We start from the raw sequence: 17,202 nt of genomic DNA, 5'->3' as shown, positions 1-17,202 counted from the left end.
GAAATCTCTGCAGAGTTTTTCTTCATTTCTCTTTTTTGTGCCCCTAACCCATCCAACTATAGTCCAACAAGAAAAAATTGAAGTCGTTGCTCTCAAAAATGATAATAGATTATGCGAATATTGGCAATCTATGCATTTACTCATAGGATATTTTGAAACATAACTTAAATTTGATTGAGATTATGCTTCAAGACGCCTTTAAACGATTAGATGAGGAACAGTCGCCAAAGGAAGAAAATTGGAGATTAATAAAAGACAATTACCAGACCAAATTACCTTAAGTGAAAAGGAAAGTCTTGAGGTGGATTATTTTTGCCATATTCATGATAGGAGGCAATCTATTGAAGGGGGATTGATATTCTTTCCGAAAATATAGAAAATCAGCTATTCATCAAAAACACCTAATATAAACTGTATTACTCGCCCTTCGGATTTTTTTAAAAGTTTTACTTACACCACAATAAAAAGGAAAAAAAGCCCAAAAGGCAGAGGGTAAAAGAAAATCCTTTTTTAATATCGAATTATACCTACTGATCTGATTCCATAAGACAAATTGCTTCCGAGTTTGCAGAGATGGCGGGAAGTGGTTAATAACTACCGTGATTTAATTTTGTAGAAAGTCTAGGTTCAGAAGGGTTAATATCCGAACAACCTTCAGCATCCTTTAATTAAATTATCGATCTTCAAGAAAAGAGCGTGTTTGTTGAACACAAAAAAGTAGGATTTTGATAAAGATTATCAAGTCCACAATGAATTGCAATTTATTTTACTTAGATGGATATAATTGCAGCCAAGGTGAAAACATAATTTTAACAGGCTTTTGGTTATGAGGGGGTTAGCATTGAAATCTCGAGTTCCTATCCCATTGAGGAAGTTAATTGAAGATAAACAATCAGTGAAAAATAAAAACCAACATGAAGACCTAAATCAAAGCGGAAATTCAAACTCCAGCAAATCTAAAAATCAAGCCCAAAATCCAGAACAAGCCCAAAACCGAAGTAAAGACTCAAAGAAACATCAAACAAAACTTATATCTTCTGACCTTCATTTTAATTTAGACCATATTAAGAAAACGTTAGGAAATAGTTCAGACTTAGTTATAAGGGATTTTCAAGCAGGTAAAAATGGGCAAATTAAATTAGGCATCGTTTACACCGATGGATTAACTGATTCAACTTCCATCCAAGATTTCATCCTCGACACTTTGATGGTTGAAATTCGGAACTCGGACTTGGACGTAGCGGTCCTTAATCCCTCTGACTGTTTTAAAATGATAAAATCACATACTCTTCCTATAGGTGGAATAGTGGAAATAACTGATTTTCAAAAGCTTTTTAACCATGTTTTATCGGGAGATACGATGTTATTGATGGACGGCTCCCCAAAAGGAATAGCACTCGGGTCAAGAGATTGGGTCGATCGCGGAGTTCAGGAACCTTCCTCCCAAACAGTAGTTAGAGGACCGAAGGATGGGTTCACTGAAACGCTACGAACAAATACTGCTTTAATACGACGGAGAATAAAAGATCCTAACCTATGGCTAGAAACAAAACAGATTGGTGAAAGAACGCAAACAGACGTTGCGATCATGTATCTAAAAGGTGTTGCAAATGATAAAACGGTTTCAGAATTGCAATGCCGGTTAAATCGAATCAATATAGATGCGATTCTTGAGAGTGGTTACATTGAAGAGCTTATTCAGGATGAAGTATACACTCCATTTCCAACCGTTTATAATACGGAACGTCCTGATGCGGTAGCCGCTGCCATTTTAGAAGGAAGGATTGCAATCCTAGTTGACGGAACGCCGTTTGTCCTTATCGTTCCAGCACTTATGGTACATTTTTTCCAGTCCAGTGAAGACTATTATCAACGGGCAGACATTGCAACATTAATTCGGGTATTACGGTATTTATCCTTTTTCCTTGCTTTGCTTACACCGTCCCTTTATGTAGCAGTCTCAACCTTTCATCAAGAAATGCTTCCTACACCTTTACTCATAAGTCTAGCCTCACAACGAGAGGGTGTTCCTTTTCCAGCTTTTGTAGAAGCGATGATAATGGAGGTAGTGTTTGAAATCTTGCGTGAGGCCGGTGTGAGGATGCCTAGGGCAATCGGTTCATCCATTTCCATCGTAGGTGCATTAGTTATTGGGCAGGCTGCTGTCGAAGCAGGGTTCGTTTCAGCAACAATGGTTATCATTGTGTCCTTAACAGCCATCTGCAGCTTTGTGTTCCCAGCCAATAGTATGGCAATGGCTTTTCGGATGCTTAGATTCTTGTTTATGATCCTTGCCGCTACATTTGGATTATACGGGATCATTTTGGGGCTGATCGTGATGGTCCTACATTTAAATAGCTTGCGATCTTTTGGATTACCATATTTAGCTCCAAATGCACCATTCATTTTACAAGATCAAAAAGACAATATCATCCGATTGCCACACTGGTCATTATTAAAGCGGCCTCGTTTGATCAGTAAAAATGATACAGACAGAGGAGATGTAAGTTCTCCGAAACCACCTAGATAAAATGATGAGATTATGAGGGTTCAAGATGAAAAAAATGCTAAAGGTATTTTTAATGTTACCTATAATTTGTTTATCGGGCTGTTGGAGCAGCATTGAGTTGAATGAACTAGCCATCGTTACTGCCATGGGAATTGATAAAACAGAAGATGGGTATCTGGTAACCGTCCAAGTTCTGAATTCGAGTGAGCTGGCAGGTGATGCCAGGTCTGGTCGCACGGAAGTTGTAACCTTCAGGAAGAGTGGTAAAACCATTTTTGAAGCCCTTAGAAGCCTATCAACTGATGTACCAAGGAGGTTATATGTAGCACATCTTCGCGAAGTTGTCTTTGGTGAGGAAATGGCCAGGGAAGGAATTGCAAAACCTCTGGATTTCCTTTCCCGGCTAAAGGAGTTGCGTTCCGATTTCTATATGACCGTTGCTAAGGGTTCAACTGCTTATGATACGCTTAATGTGCAAACGGCTCTTGAAAAAATACCGGCAAATAAAGTCTTTGACTCCTTGGAAAATTCAGAGAAAAGATGGGCACCGACTAGGACAGTCACTTTGGATGAGCTGGTCAGCAGTATCGTCAGCAAAGGCAGACAGGCCATGCTAACGGGGATTTACGTTTATGGTGATCCCGAATCAGGAAGCAATGTTACGAATGCACAAAATATCTCCCCGAAATCCGGTTTGCGTTTGGATTATCTTGGAGTATTCAAGAAGGATAAACTTGTCGGCTGGTTAAACAGGAACGACAGTAAAGGTGTTAGTTACATTACAGATCATGTTAAGTCTACTGCGGTAAATATTCCATGTGAAGGTGAGCAAATTACGATCAACACGACTAGTTCAAAAACGAAAATCAAGGGGAAAATGGAAAAAGGAAATCCCAAAATTGATATAAATGTCACGACAGAAGGGAGTATTGGTGAAGTAGAATGCTCAATCGATTTAACTAAACCCGAAAAAATCGAAGAATTGAATGAAAGATACGCAAAAGATATTAAAGCTAAAATAGAAGGATCGATAAAAACGCTTCAAGAGAAGTATCAAAGTGACATTTTCGGTTTTGGTGATGAAATCCATAGAACTAATCCTAGAGCATGGAAACGTTTAGAAGAAAATTGGGAACGGGAATTCGCAAATTTGGACGTGAATGTAACCGTTAAAGCAAAGATTCGTAATTTAGGAACGATATCAGAATCCTTTCAAAAAGAAATCGAGGAGTAAAGATCAATGTGGGCAATTATTGGAACAGTGTGTACTGGAGCTATTATTTCATTTTTTGAAATACCTCCTCTTATTAAAAAGAAATGCTGGAAAGAAATTGTCATTTTTATTTTATTGCTTTTAATTGGCATGACGTTGAGCATTTTAATAATCAAGGATATTACCATTCCCACTCCTATAGATTGGATAACAAAAATATATAGTCCACTCGCTCATTTCATGGATCGTATCCTATCCTAGGGAGGTATCGAATATGCTTGAAAAAGGAAAAATCAGCTCTGGTGAATTTCTTATTTTAGTCATCATATTCAACATAGGAGGAGCGATACTTACTTTACCTTCCGGACTTGTCTCATTAGCAAAACAGGATGGCTGGATTGCCTATATATTAGCTACTCTCATCGGTTTATGTTTCGTTTTCTTATTTACCCGACTCGCCTCACTTTACCCATCCATGACTTATATAGAAGTTAATGAAAAAATATTTGGCAAATGGATTGGGAAAATCTCTGCCCTGCTATTCCTGTTATATATTTATTACCTTTCTTCTGCGTTACTAAGTGAAATTGGGAATTTCTTTTCGTCACAGGTTCTGGTTGAGACACCTATGGAAATGATAATGATCTTGTTTATATTAACAAGCTTATTTGGTGCACGGCTAGGATTGGAGGTCATCTGCCGAACTGCATTAATCTTTTTTCCTTGGCTTGTACTGCTGCTTTTCATATTATTCGTATTTCTTATCCCCGATATCAAAATCGAAAATATGCAACCTATATTTGAAGAAGGCTTGAAACCGATAATGAAGGGATCATATCACTCTTTAGCTCTGCCTTATGTTCAGCTTGTTTTCTTTTTAATGATCACTCCATATGTAAATGAAAAGGCTGAAATGAAGAAAAATTTTTATTTAGGGACTTTAATAGGTGGCGGTGTTCTTTTCTTAGTGATCATTTTCAGTATCCTCGTATTGGATCCTGCTAATACAGCAAGATTAATCTATCCTTCTTATAAACTGGGGATGAGGATAAGCATTGGTGATTTTTTTGAAAGGGTCGAGGTCATTGTGGCATTCATTTGGGTTTTTACAGAGTATTTTAAGTTGACCATTTGCTTTTATGGACTCGCCTTAGGACTAGCTCAATTGCTAGGTATGCAAAATTACAAAATTCTTCTATTCCCATTAGCTTTTCTAATTCTCACTTTTACTATCTTTTCTCATCCCGATATAGTACATTATCAAAACTTTATAGCTATAGCTTGGACACCCTTTTCCTTAACAATTTGTTTTTTTCTGCCATTGTTATTATTAGTGGTCGGGAAAATTAGGGGAAGGTAGGGACAACTTGCATCACATTAGATATTTTCATGTGGATGTTGCTCTGGATGCGGCTTACAGAATTAATCCCAAAAGGGAAAGGATTAGCGACCACATGGCGGAATCACAGCCTAACTTTTTACATTTTTACTTCCGGGAACTATCCGTGATACACATGTCGCGGATCTTTTTGCATGGAAAAATCGGCACTTTTCAAAAAGCATATATTTACGATCTGAATAAGGGAGTGTAGCACCCATCTTATAGATAAAGCGGATGCCCGAATCATAAAAAGTCATAATACGACATCAAATTCCAGCATATTTCTACTTTGCCGTTTTGTATAATGAGATAGAAAAATATTTTAAGGGAGTGATTGTTGTAATATGAAAAACAGGAAACTTGTTTCAGCTCTAGGAGTTGCCGTTTTATCGGCGAGTATTGCGGCACCAACATTTGCAGCGAATGAAACATCCCCAGGAACACCCATTCAACAAACTTATTCGGTTTCAGGTTTTACAGATCATGCTGAACTAGGGAAAAAGCTAGAACAAATTGCGAGTAATAGCCAAGGTAAAGTAAAAGTGGATGTAGCTGGATATTCTAATAGAAATAGAGAAATCTATAAAGCAACCGTGGGAACAGGTGACAAAGTCGTTTTAATTCAAAGTGAGATTCATGGAAATGAGAAAACTGGTACGGATGCCATCTTGAATATTTTGAAGTTTTTGGGGACGAATTCTCCTGAAGCGGAGAAAATTCGTAAAGAAATTACCCTAGTGGCTTTGCCGAAAATGAATCCGGATGGTGCTGAATTGAACCGTCGGGGTAATGATATGACCTGGTCAGAGGTCGTGGAACAGTTTCCACAGTTAGCAGGAGCGAAACCATCTTGGAACTATTATACATACAAAAATGAATCATTCGATTATGAGTCCAAACCTGGCTTCGATGTCAATCGTGACTTTAATCCTGATTTAAATTATATTCCTCAAGCTAAAGACTTCCCTGGAAAATCATCCACCCCTGGTTGGTTCATAACACCTGAATCACAAGCATCACGTGATGTTTACAAGTCTCTCCTGAAGCAATACGGAAAGGTGGAGATTTTTGTCGACTTGCACCACCAAGCTCCCTATTATGAAGTTGATGGAACGGATGATTTAGTCACATACTCGCTTTCCGCTCAATTTGTTCCTGATCCAAGCTCGCCTTCAGGACAAGAGTATGCCAAATATGCAAAAAACTATAATTATGATTTTTCCAGACAATTGAATGTAGCGGTATATAATGCTATGAAAGAACAAGGAAATTCTCCATATGGAAATATATCGTTATATCCACAAAATCAAAACCTTCCTGGAACGGCTTTAGGAGCCTTTGCTTTAAACGGAAGTGGGACAGTACTCTTTGAAGTTAGAGGCCAAACACAGTCTTTTGGCCAAAAGAAAAAAGGCATGCTTATTAAAGCAGTGGAAAGAGGGTTATATGGAATAATTGATGGAGTTACTGATGGTTCTGTATATAAAATCAATCCGGAACAATACGAGTCAATTCCACTGACGGAGGGCAGGCAATAAAAATTGAGAAGAAATGATATTTTTATCAACTTCCAGTTGAGATTGAAGTAACCAGACGGCTAGCCGCCTGGTTTTTCTTCATGAACGGTTTCGGCAAACAGAAAATGCTTTTTTGAATATCGCCTTTGTAGAAGTAATTCCTTTCAAGTTATATTGTGTAGAAGAAAACTATTTGGAAACATAGTTACTTTTCACTATTAACATAAAGTGTTAAAAATGTCAGAATATTAGTAATGGATATTTTTCCTGGTTATTAAATTTGATAAGGAGGGTTTTTATTGAATTTTAAAAAGAAAGTTCTATCAGTTTCATTATCTAGTTTGATGACGTTAAGCGCAGTAACAGCTGTTGCGCTACCAGTCGGAGCGGTTGGAAATGGCCCCAGTGCTGGAAATGGCCAAGTGACAACTTCAAATCTTCATACATATGAAAGCCTGGTAAGATATCTTGAAACGCAGGATGCTAAACAAGAAAGGCTGGCACTGGAAGTAATCGGGGAAACGGTAAAAGGAAGGGATATTTACCTAGCGAAGTACATTTCAAATCCTAAGAATCCTACTATTCTATTTTTAACTCAACAGCATGGAAATGAACAACTGACTACTGAGGGTGCCCTCGAATTCATTAAACATCTAGGCACGAATAAAACGAAAGGTTTATTGGAAAATGTTAATATACTGATCATTCCCATGTTAAATGCAGATGGGGCCATGGGAGATGTTAATTTCCCTCTTGATGACTATTTAGCAAAGGGTGATCGACATCTAACACGGGCAAATGCAAATGGGATCGACTTAAACCGTGAGCATGATAAAAAAACTGATTCCATGCAAGTAGAGGTAAAAGCTTTACACGAAAATGTATTTGCGAAATACGATATAGATTACATGATAGATTTACATCATCAAGGGACACTAAGCGAAACAGATGGTGAACTTGTTTCAGGTTCAATTCTTTATCCTACAAACGCTAAAGTAAAGCCTGAAGTGTTAGAAGCGTCAAAAAAACTGGGTGCTGTTGTATATAACTCCATTGAACCAACTGGTTGGGGGCATATTGGTAAGTATGATGGCGGTTCTGGAGAAAATATAGGCCGTAATGGTGCAGCCGTTCGTTATGATATTGCCACACTACTCTTTGAGATGCGAGGTATGTCGGACCACAATATCGAGTCAGTAGCGCTTGGACAAAAAAGTAATGGCTATCTAATAAAGCAAACAGTAACCACTTTGGATGCAGCTGTAAGAGCTCTTGCCGATGATTCAATTGAAACTGTTGATGCAAGCTTTTGGGACACCCTGCCAACACAATCGAATCGTTCTGGAGCAGAATCAGACGAATAAAATGATGACACATCCCATTCAGAATGGGATGTGTTTTTTTTTGAATTCTCCCACACCGATTTTGAATCTCGAACTTGTTCATCATATTATATGAAATTCTTTAAATTGGAAATGGGGGATAAGAGATCACATAGGAAAAAGCATCTGCTTTCACTAAGAGCAGATGCCTTTTGGATATGGAACCCATTTTGCTATTGTTTCATGACTTTATTATCTTGTGAATTCTCCTTTTTTTGTTCTTCTTTTAACTGTAAGGCTACTAAACTGGCAAAGTCATGAATGATGGTGGCAGCCAATAGTGACGTAATTTGTGTTGGATCGTATGGCGGGAGGACCTCCACCAGGTCGAACCCAATAAAGTTGAATCCTTGCAGAGAGCGTATCATCTCTAGGGTTTCAAAGCTATTTAGACCACCGACCTCAAGGGTGCCAGTCCCAGGAGCACAGGATGGATCAACAAAATCAATATCAAAGCTCAAGAAACATGGTGTATCCCCAATGGTTTTCTTGACTTCCTTCACGACATCCTCGATTCCCCTTTTCTTTAGCTCGGGCGTAGTTATCACATTGTAGCCTAGATCCGTACTGGAATCTATATCTCCTGGATGATTGAGCGTACCTCTGATGCCAATCTGGAAAACTTTATCTGTTTGGAGCAAACCTTCCTCATAAGCACGGATAAACGGGGAACCATGCCAATATTTTTCATCATAATAAGTATCCCAGGTATCTGTATGTGAATCAAAATGGAGAAGTGCAACAGGACCGTGTATTTTTGCGGCAGCTCTTAGATTAGCCAATGTTACGGAATGATCTCCTCCGATGCCTATTGGAATGATACCGTTTTTCATCAAGTCTGCCATGGCCTTTTCAATTAACTCATAGCTTCGATGTATATTATGGGGAATCACCGAAACGTCCCCAATATCGATTGCATTACATTCGTCAAACGGAAATACCTTTTGAATGGGATGGTAAGGAAACAAGGTCATGGATGCTTGACGGACTGCCTGTGGAGCAAAACGGGCTCCTACCCTGAATGAAGCAGCTGTATCAAAAGGCATACCTACCACTGCCAGTTTGGCATTTTCCCTTGAAGAAGGTAAGCGCATAAATGATCCGGTGGTACAAAATTCTGGTTTAACATCAGGGGATAAAGGATATTTCATTTTTCTATTCCTCCATTTTCTTATAACTTTTATAGTCTTGAAACTCATATAGATGAATTCCTATAGATGGTTAATTATGCAAATATCATGCCAAGTCACAGTAGTGATTTAATGAGGGTTTTTTACCAGATAACATTGGCTTGGGGTATGCAAAGGTGAATAATTTATGGGAAATTGAATCGCCGAAGAAGAGATGCTGAAAGACTTCATTTCTATGAATCAATCATTTGCCGTTAAGAATACAGGAATTAAAAGCACTTTTGGCTTAGTTCGTTTTTCGAAGTAAACCGAAATCATATGGCACAGAAATTGCATTAAGGTATACAGGAAAACTTTTAAAAAAGAGGGAGGCATGGAGATTTATCTAGTTAAGAAATTGAACTCACTGATTTGAAAGCGGTTTCAAGGAGGAATGATAGGTGGAAAATGAGGTTACATTGAAAAGATCACTGAAATTATGGCAAATCGTTATGATGGGGTTAGCTTATATGACCCCCATGGTCGTATTTGATACATTTGGCATTGTATCTGGGATTACGGGCGGGCATGTGCCGACTGCCTATATCGTTGCATTGGTGGGGATGCTTTTTACAGCTGCAAGCTATGGAAAACTTGTAAAGGTTTTTCCTGCTGCAGGTTCTGCCTACACTTATACGCAAAAGGCCATAAACCCGCATTTAGGATTCCTGGTAGGATGGTCTTCGCTGTTAGACTATTTGTTTTTACCTATGGTAAATGCATTGTTGACCAAAATTTATCTCACAGCATTATTTCCAGGAGTTCCTACATGGATTTGGGTAGTGTTGTTCGTAGCAATCGTCACCATTCTCAATCTCCGGAGCGTCAATGTACTTGCAAACTTTAATGCGCTCTTTGTTTTAATTCAGATTGCCATCATGGCAGTGTTCATTATTCTTGTCGTCAAAGGTTTAAATGATGGAGAAGGTACAGGAGAAGTGTTTACGATAAAGCCTTTCGTAATTGAAGGAATGGACTTTTCGGCAATAATAACCGGGGCCACGATCCTTTGTTTTTCCTTTTTGGGATTCGATGCGGTAACGACACTATCTGAGGAAACGCCTGATCCGAAAAAAACAATTCCAAAAGCGATATTTTTAACTGCACTTTGGGGTGGAATCATCTTCATTACCGCATCTTTCTTTATTCAGCTCTTTTTTCCGGATATATCCCGTTTTAAGGAACCAGATGCAGCATTACCGGAAATCGCCCTTTATGTAGGTGGGAAGCTATTTCAATCCATTTTTCTTTGTACGACTTTCGTCAATACACTAGCCTCGGGACTAGCATCGCATGCCAGTGTTTCCCGTCTTTTGTATGTTATGGGACGAGATAAAGTGTTTCCTGAAAAATGGATTGGGTTTATTCATCCTAAGTGGAAGACGCCAGCCATTAATGTACTCATAGTTGGTGTCATTTCATTGTCGGCTTTATTCTTTGATTTAGTGACAGCAACGTCACTGATCAACTTTGGAGCATTAATGGCATTTACCTTTGTAAATCTGTCAGTGATCAGCCATTTTATCATTCGGGAAAAGAAACATCGAACGATAAAGGGGTGTATTCAATACTTAATAATGCCTTTAATTGGAGCTATAGCAATTGGCATTCTTTGGATCAACCTTGAGACAAGTTCCCTAATAATGGGGATAAGTTGGTTCATTATTGGTTTTTGTTATCTATTATATATCACAAAGGCATTCCGGAAGGCTCCGCCCCAATACCAAGTTGAAGAAATTCAGCTATGAGACTTTGTAAGTAAAAACTCATCCGATAAGGATGAGTCAGTTTGTAGCCAAAAAGGTTTTGGAATAGTTTCATTCCAAAACCTTTTTGGTTTTTTATTTGAATGAAGCAAGTATGGAGAATAGTTGACCTCGGCCCCCTTGCCAAGTCCAGTTGGCCTTCTTCTTTAAATTCATCGCAGCGAAAGCAGGCGTCGCAGCAATCAACAATATTTTAAGTCCCCTCGTTGTCCGGGGTGAGAGCATTTCGAACCTCTTTGTCGACTCAGTTTTTTTATTTCAAGTTGCAGTTGATTCCAGAAATCCGATCCCTTTCCGCCTACTGTCTGCCAAGCCTCATCAAAGCAAGCGTCACCGGGGTCTCGGCTAGCCAGTAATTCGGCAGGGTGTCGCAAATTTCTTCAATCCAGCGAGTTTTCATCATATAAAACAGTAAAAATACAAAAAGGATAACCAAGGGTTTTGTGTTAAAAATCCCCTCTCAATCTAGTTTGTAGACAAAAGGAGTTCTAACTGAATTTTAAAACAAAGTTGATTGGAGCGGGGGTACGAAACTCCTGCTTAGAAAAGCGCATCCAGGGGAGACCCCGCAGGCGCAAAGCGCTTGCCTGAAAAGGAAATCAACGTTCAAATTGTACAACCCCTTAAATGACTGTAGACAAACTCGATTTTCATCTAGTTTGTCACCGACTGACACATCCGAATAAGGATGTTTTTTTTATGTATTTAATCATCACTGTTTACATATGCAAACCTGAATTGCTTATGAATTAATACATATATCCTGATGATTGTATGGTGATATTGATGATTGCAAATGGCGGTATATGGCTATCCACACGATATCTTCAAAGCTGGCATGAAAGTTGCTTAAGTAAGTTATAAGAATAAAAGTGAGGTGCTAAAATGACAGGGAAAATAAAGGTAATTGAAAAAAGTCAATTGGATAATCCACTGCAAGAATTCCAGGATATATTAAAAGAAGCGATTCATGTTTTGGACTATCCAGATCAGGTTTTTGATTTTCTAAAAGCGCCAATGCGTTTTCTGGAAGTCTGTATTCCTATTCAAATGGATAATGGGGAGACAAGGATGTTTCAAGGGTATCGGGCTCAACATAATGATGCAGCCGGTCCAACGAAAGGGGGAATTCGGTTTCATCCGGATGTCACTCCTGAAGAAGTTAAGGCATTGGCCGGATGGATGAGCTTGAAATGCGGAATAACCGATCTTCCATATGGAGGGGCAAAAGGTGGAATTGTGTGTGATCCCAGACAGATGAGTTCATCTGAGCTAGAACGATTAAGCAGAGGGTATGTCAGGGCAGTAAGTCAAATAGTGGGCCCTACAAAAGATATTCCGGCACCTGATATGTATACGAATTCACAAATCATGGCCTGGATGCTGGATGAATACGATCACATCAGGGAATTCGATTCACCCGGCTTCATTACAGGAAAGCCTCTGAGATTAGGAGGATCGAAGGGAAGGGAAAAGGCCACTTCCAAGGGAGTATTATATACACTTCAAATGATATGTGATTTAAAGGGGATTCCTATTGAAGGCATGCGGGTCATCATCCAGGGATTCGGGAATGTTGGCAGTCATTTAGCATTGTATTTACATGAAATGGGGGCTAAGGTTGTCGGAATAGCGGATGAGCTTGGAGGCTTATATGATCCGGATGGTTTGGATATTCCTTACCTTTTGGATAATAGGGACTCTTTTGGGGTCGTTTCGAACTTATACAAAGATTCATTATCCAATCAAGAATTACTGGAAAAAGAGTGTGATGTGCTGATTCCTGCAGCTATTAGCGGAGTGGTGAATAAAGATAATGCAAAACGAATAAAATGTGAAATCCTGATCGAAGCAGCAAATGGGCCGACAACAAAGGAAGCGATCAAGATTCTCGATGATAAAGGTATAGTGCTAGTCCCGGATATTTTGGCAAATTCAGGAGGGGTGATAGTCTCGTATTTTGAATGGTGCCAGAACAACCAAGGTTATTACTGGACGGAAGAGCTTGTGGATGAACGATTGAAGGAAAAGATAACGGCCAGCTTTTTAAATGTCTACCATACTTCACAAAAATATTCCGTGAATATGAAAGTGGCTGCTTATATTGAAGGGATTCGCAAAATAGCAGAAGCATCCCAGCTTCGAGGTTGGGTCAGGTTCTGAGCGAATTAGGGCTTACAAGAAAGGAGGCAATCCGTTGAATTTTGATATTCTTTCCGAAAATAAAGAAAACCAGGCAATTCATCATTATTGCTTATTGTCACAAGATTATAGATATGATGTGACCATTGTATATTCGGCCCAGTTTTTCGGTAAAGCAATGGTGACTTCCATGCAAAGCGGAAGAATGATCCTGCTTTGTGCCAATGATATTAATTTAGATCAGTACTGGGCTCCGACGCTTGGGATTGAACAAGAAGATATACATGAGTTTCAAAACTTTCTCAAGCTGGTCTTACAAACCCCATTTCATTTAGAAGAATACTGAAGGAAGGAATGATATAAATGTACGTTGATGTGATTCTTAGCCCATGTGAAGGCAGGATTGAAAAAATTTCAATATCTAAAAATTCCAGATTTTACGAATGGGAACAATTATTTCAGATTAGGAAGGCAGATGGACGTGTGGAAATCATTGATATTGGTCTCAGCGGGAAAATAGAATCATTGGAGGTATTGGAGGGTGAACCAGTGGTGGCCGGCGAGGTACTCGCCTATTTTAAAGAAGATTTATTTGTGACCGGCAGCGATTAATATAAAAACGAAAAAGAAGATGAAATGATTCATCTTCTTTTTCGGCTTATCCGATAATCCTCCACTGCTCTCTTATTCATGTTCCCCTATACCCCAATTTTGCAGAAACCCGATTGCCAGTTTCCATAACATTCTTAATGAGGAAATCAAGTCTTTCATCTGTCAGGTTAAAGCTGACAAAACCAATGCTCACGGCCCCGTGAACTTCCCCAAAATGGTTCAGTATCGGCGCTGCAACAGAACATGTTCCTTCTGTTCTTTCACTATGGCTGATTCCATGTCCCTTCGTTTTAGTCTCTTGTAATATATCCCAAAATGCTGCTCTTTCTTGAATCGGCAGAAGAGCATCAACGATTTTTTTCGCTTGATTATATGGCATATAGGCGAGCATCGCTTTATTGGCAGCCCCAATATGCATAGGTACTCGTGAGCCAAGCTGGTCATAAACCCGAATTTGGCTTTTTTCACTGTCGATTCTTTCGATAACGAGTGATTCCATTTCTATTGGCTGGCTAAGATATACGCTTTCTTCCACTTTGTTCATCAGCCTTTCCAGTTCAGGTCTTATTTGGCTGATGTAATCCATTTTGTCATACATACGTAATCCATATTCGAGCCAAATATTCCCCAAACCATATTGTTTGGATTGACCGTCCTGTTGGATTAGTCCATGCAAGGACATCGCTTTTAACAAACGATGCATGGAGCTGACAGGAAGATCACATTCTTGGGAAAGTTCCGTAATTGACAGCCAGTTTTCCGATGAATTGGAAACCAGCACCTTTATAACGTTCATGGCACGGTCGATCGATTGCATAAACAAACCACCTATCTTTCATTACAAGTTGAATAGAACTTTGATTTATTTGAATATTTAAAACATATTGACATTATACCAAAGTTAATTTTATAATAAAAGAAAAATTCCTATTAGCGGAAACGTTTTCCACTATGCGGAAAAGGAGGGGGAGGCAGTGACATATTGTTCGTCCATGTACAAACCATTGGAACGTGTCATTGTAAAACATCCGAAAGAAGCTTTTATTAGTCAAGAGCATTTAAGTCAAGCATGGCGGAAATTCAACTTTGCGGAAGAGCCGGATTTCAACGAAGCACAAAAAGAGTATGGTGACTTTATTTCCATTTTGGAGAAATATGTTCCAAACATCGATTATTTGCCAGCATCTTCGGTAGTCGGCATTGACTCCTTATATGCTCATGACCCGGTCAAATTCACTAGCCAAGGAGCCATTATTTTAAAGTCCGGGAAAGAATTGAGACAGACTGAAGCTAATGTATACAAAGAATTTTGCAAGGAAAAGAACATCCCAATCATTGGGTATTTAACGGGTGATGCGGTCGCGGATGGCGGTGATATCGTTTGGCTTGATGATAAGACCCTAGTTGTAGGACATGGTTATCGTACAAACGCTGAAGCCATTCGGCAATTAAAAGAAATGACCGCTCATCTTGTGGATGAATTCATCGTAGTTCAGCTTCCGCATGATCAAGGAGAGGGAGAGTGTCTCCATCTTATGTCTTTCATCAGCATGGTCGACCAGGATTTAGCAGTTGTTCACTCCCGACTTATGCCTGTCTTTTTTCGAAAACTGCTGATTGAACGAGGCATACAACTTATCGAAGTGCCGGTTGATGAGTACTTGACCTTGGGATGTAATGTTCTTGCCATTGCTCCGCGGGTTTGCGTGATATCTTCTGGGAACGCTTACACGAAGCAAAAGCTTATTGATGCAGGAGCAACGGTTTATGAATACAAAGGAACTGAGATCAGTTTCAAAGGCACTGGCGGTCCAACTTGTTTAACCTGCCCTGTGGTGCGTACAAATATTAATGAAGGGGGATTGGGATGAGTCAATTACTATGGGGTACTCCAGAAACTCTCCGTGCTTTGTTATGTGAACTTGTTAGCTGGGATAGCCGTACTCTTACACAAGGGGAACGGATGTTTCCGTATAAGGTGCAAGAGAAATTGAGGGAGCTTGAATATTTTAAAAGGAATCCGGCGCACTTATCGCTTCACGAGGCTGATTTAGGGAGGAACTTTGTCAATGCCTTTTATAAACATCCTGATGCAAAGGAGACCGTTGTATTAATTAGCCATTTTGATACGGTTCATACTGAAGAATACGGTGATCTCGAGACTCTTGCATTTCAACCAGAGGAGCTCACGAAAAAACTTCATGACAGGAAAGTTGAACTACCGGAAGAAGCGCGCATTGATCTTGAATCAGGAAAGTACTTGTTTGGCAGAGGAACGATGGATATGAAAATGGGGCTTGCCCTTCATATGGCTATCATCGAAAAGGCAAGCATCGAACAATGGCCGATTAATCTCCTGCTGTTAACGGTTCCTGATGAGGAAGTGAATTCTGCGGGAATGAGGGCTGCAGTTAAAGAACTTGTGACTTTACGTGATAAATATGGCCTTTCCTATAAAATGTTTTTTAATAGTGAACCGTCCTTTTCACAGAAACCGGGCGATAATAGACATTATATTTATTCAGGAACTTTGGGGAAAATCATGCCAGCTGCCCTTTTTTATGGGAAAGAAACTCATGTAGGTGAGCCATTAAAGGGCATGACGGCTAACTATATAGCCTCGTTCCTCACGCAGCTCATGGAGTGGAACACTCTTTTTCTGGAAAGTGATCTTGGTGAGGAAACACCTTTACCGGTATCGCTTCAGCAAAAAGATCTAAAACTACAATATTCAACACAGACACCTTATCGGGCAGCCGCGCTTTATAATGTGTTCATTATGAAAAGGACAGCTGCAGAAATAATGGACCTATTCGAACAGGTTGCAAACGAAGCAGCGATGAAATGCAATGAATCTTATAAAGAGCTTTGTCTGCGTGAACAAATTGAAGGTGTAGGTGAAGTACAAGTATTGCGCTACGAAAAGTTACTTTCATATGCCGAGGGCAAATTTGGAGGGAGTATTATTGAGCAAATAAAGAGTGAAGTAAATGGGAACATGGATTTGGATGAGCGGGAAAAATCAGTGCGGATCGCTGAAAAATTGATGATACAATGTCAGGAGCTTTCACCCGCCATTGTATTGCTGTTCGCACCCCCATATTATCCAGCCGTCAATACGTCCGATGATCCGCTTATCATGGAATCTGTGAAATTAATGAAGGAAACTGCCAGTATGCTTGGTGAAGAAGTCAGCCAAATTCATTATTTTAATGGCCTTTGCGATTTAAGCTATGTTCAATATAGTGATGAGTCTGATGGCTGGACAGCTTTTGAAAAAAATACACCAGTCTGGGGCGATACTTACAGCATTCCTTTTGCTGATATGAAAAAACTTCAGGCACCCGTACTTAATGTGGGTCCGTTCGGCAAGGACGCCCATCAGCGTACTGAGCGCCTTCACATCGATAGTGCCTTCGTCCATACGCCCGTTATGCTGGAGAAGTTAATAAAGAGTATGTTTAAGTGTTTGGTTGAGAAGTGATGGAGGGGATTTATCCCTTCCGACAGG

At 39.5% G+C, this 17,202-nt stretch carries 14 protein-coding genes; 12 read left to right on the top strand and 2 right to left on the bottom strand.

What is annotated here, in order from left to right:
- Positions 1-1,030: 1,030 nt before the first annotated feature.
- From NYE63_RS17585 to NYE63_RS17560, 6 genes are all read left to right on the top strand, one after another.
- Positions 1,031-2,530 (top strand): spore germination protein, encoded by a 1,500-nt coding sequence (locus tag NYE63_RS17585; protein ID WP_342605814.1) that lies wholly within the window; start codon positions 1,031-1,033, stop codon positions 2,528-2,530.
- A gap of 25 nt (positions 2,531-2,555) precedes the next feature.
- A complete protein-coding gene (locus tag NYE63_RS17580) occupies positions 2,556-3,743 on the top strand; it encodes a Ger(x)C family spore germination protein (protein WP_342602088.1) in 1,188 nt (395 codons plus the stop codon).
- 6 nt (positions 3,744-3,749) lie between these two features.
- Positions 3,750-3,983: a hypothetical protein gene (locus NYE63_RS17575; protein ID WP_063590757.1), complete on the top strand. Its 234-nt coding sequence runs from the start codon at positions 3,750-3,752 to the stop codon at positions 3,981-3,983.
- Positions 3,984-3,996: 13 nt separating this feature from the next.
- Positions 3,997-5,082, top strand: coding sequence for an endospore germination permease (locus NYE63_RS17570; RefSeq protein WP_342602087.1), 1,086 nt, complete (start codon positions 3,997-3,999; stop codon positions 5,080-5,082).
- A 365-nt stretch (positions 5,083-5,447) separates the two neighbouring features.
- The gene (locus NYE63_RS17565) at positions 5,448-6,641 is read left to right on the top strand and encodes a M14 family zinc carboxypeptidase (RefSeq protein ID WP_342602086.1); all 1,194 of its coding nucleotides are present in this window, start codon (positions 5,448-5,450) and stop codon (positions 6,639-6,641) included.
- Positions 6,642-6,919: 278 nt separating this feature from the next.
- Complete coding sequence (locus tag NYE63_RS17560; protein ID WP_342602085.1) at positions 6,920-7,984, top strand: M14 family zinc carboxypeptidase; 1,065 nt, start codon at positions 6,920-6,922, stop codon at positions 7,982-7,984.
- A 191-nt stretch (positions 7,985-8,175) separates the two neighbouring features.
- On the opposite strand, the gene speB is transcribed toward NYE63_RS17560, so the two are convergent.
- Positions 8,176-9,153: an agmatinase gene (gene speB / locus NYE63_RS17555; RefSeq protein ID WP_342602084.1), complete on the bottom strand. Its 978-nt coding sequence runs from the start codon at positions 9,151-9,153 to the stop codon at positions 8,176-8,178.
- A 419-nt stretch (positions 9,154-9,572) separates the two neighbouring features.
- Here speB and NYE63_RS17550 point away from each other — a divergent pair, with 419 nt between their 5' ends.
- The 4 genes from NYE63_RS17550 (at position 9,573) to NYE63_RS17535 (ending at position 13,691) form a co-directional block, all read left to right on the top strand.
- Entirely contained in the window at positions 9,573-10,919 is a 1,347-nt protein-coding gene (locus NYE63_RS17550) for an APC family permease (RefSeq protein ID WP_342602083.1), read from the top strand.
- Between the two features lie 903 nt (positions 10,920-11,822).
- A complete protein-coding gene (locus tag NYE63_RS17545) occupies positions 11,823-13,100 on the top strand; it encodes a Glu/Leu/Phe/Val dehydrogenase (RefSeq protein ID WP_342602082.1) in 1,278 nt (425 codons plus the stop codon).
- Positions 13,101-13,134: 34 nt separating this feature from the next.
- Entirely contained in the window at positions 13,135-13,425 is a 291-nt protein-coding gene (locus NYE63_RS17540) for an SAV0927 family protein (protein WP_076365856.1), read from the top strand.
- 17 nt (positions 13,426-13,442) lie between these two features.
- Complete coding sequence (locus NYE63_RS17535) at positions 13,443-13,691, top strand: hypothetical protein (RefSeq protein ID WP_283896957.1); 249 nt, start codon at positions 13,443-13,445, stop codon at positions 13,689-13,691.
- Between the two features lie 76 nt (positions 13,692-13,767).
- Here the strand turns inward: NYE63_RS17535 and NYE63_RS17530 are convergent, their stop codons facing one another.
- Complete coding sequence (locus NYE63_RS17530) at positions 13,768-14,508, bottom strand: IclR family transcriptional regulator (RefSeq protein WP_342602081.1); 741 nt, start codon at positions 14,506-14,508, stop codon at positions 13,768-13,770.
- A 175-nt stretch (positions 14,509-14,683) separates the two neighbouring features.
- Between NYE63_RS17530 and NYE63_RS17525 the strand changes: the two genes are divergently transcribed.
- Both NYE63_RS17525 and NYE63_RS17520 read left to right on the top strand, forming a co-directional pair.
- Positions 14,684-15,562, top strand: a complete 879-nt coding sequence (locus NYE63_RS17525) for an arginine deiminase family protein (protein WP_342605813.1) — start codon at positions 14,684-14,686, stop codon at positions 15,560-15,562.
- Positions 15,559-17,175, top strand: coding sequence for a M20/M25/M40 family metallo-hydrolase (locus NYE63_RS17520; protein WP_342602080.1), 1,617 nt, complete (start codon positions 15,559-15,561; stop codon positions 17,173-17,175). Before NYE63_RS17525 ends, NYE63_RS17520 begins: the two co-directional genes overlap by 4 nt.
- Positions 17,176-17,202 lie beyond the last annotated feature (27 nt).

The sequence above is a fragment of the Peribacillus sp. FSL E2-0159 genome, assembly GCF_038643155.1.
Classification (GTDB): Bacteria; Bacillota; Bacilli; order Bacillales; family DSM-1321; genus Peribacillus; species Peribacillus simplex.
The sequence above is the reverse complement of the archived record's forward strand: the minus strand, read 5'-3'. Positions and strand labels throughout refer to the sequence as shown.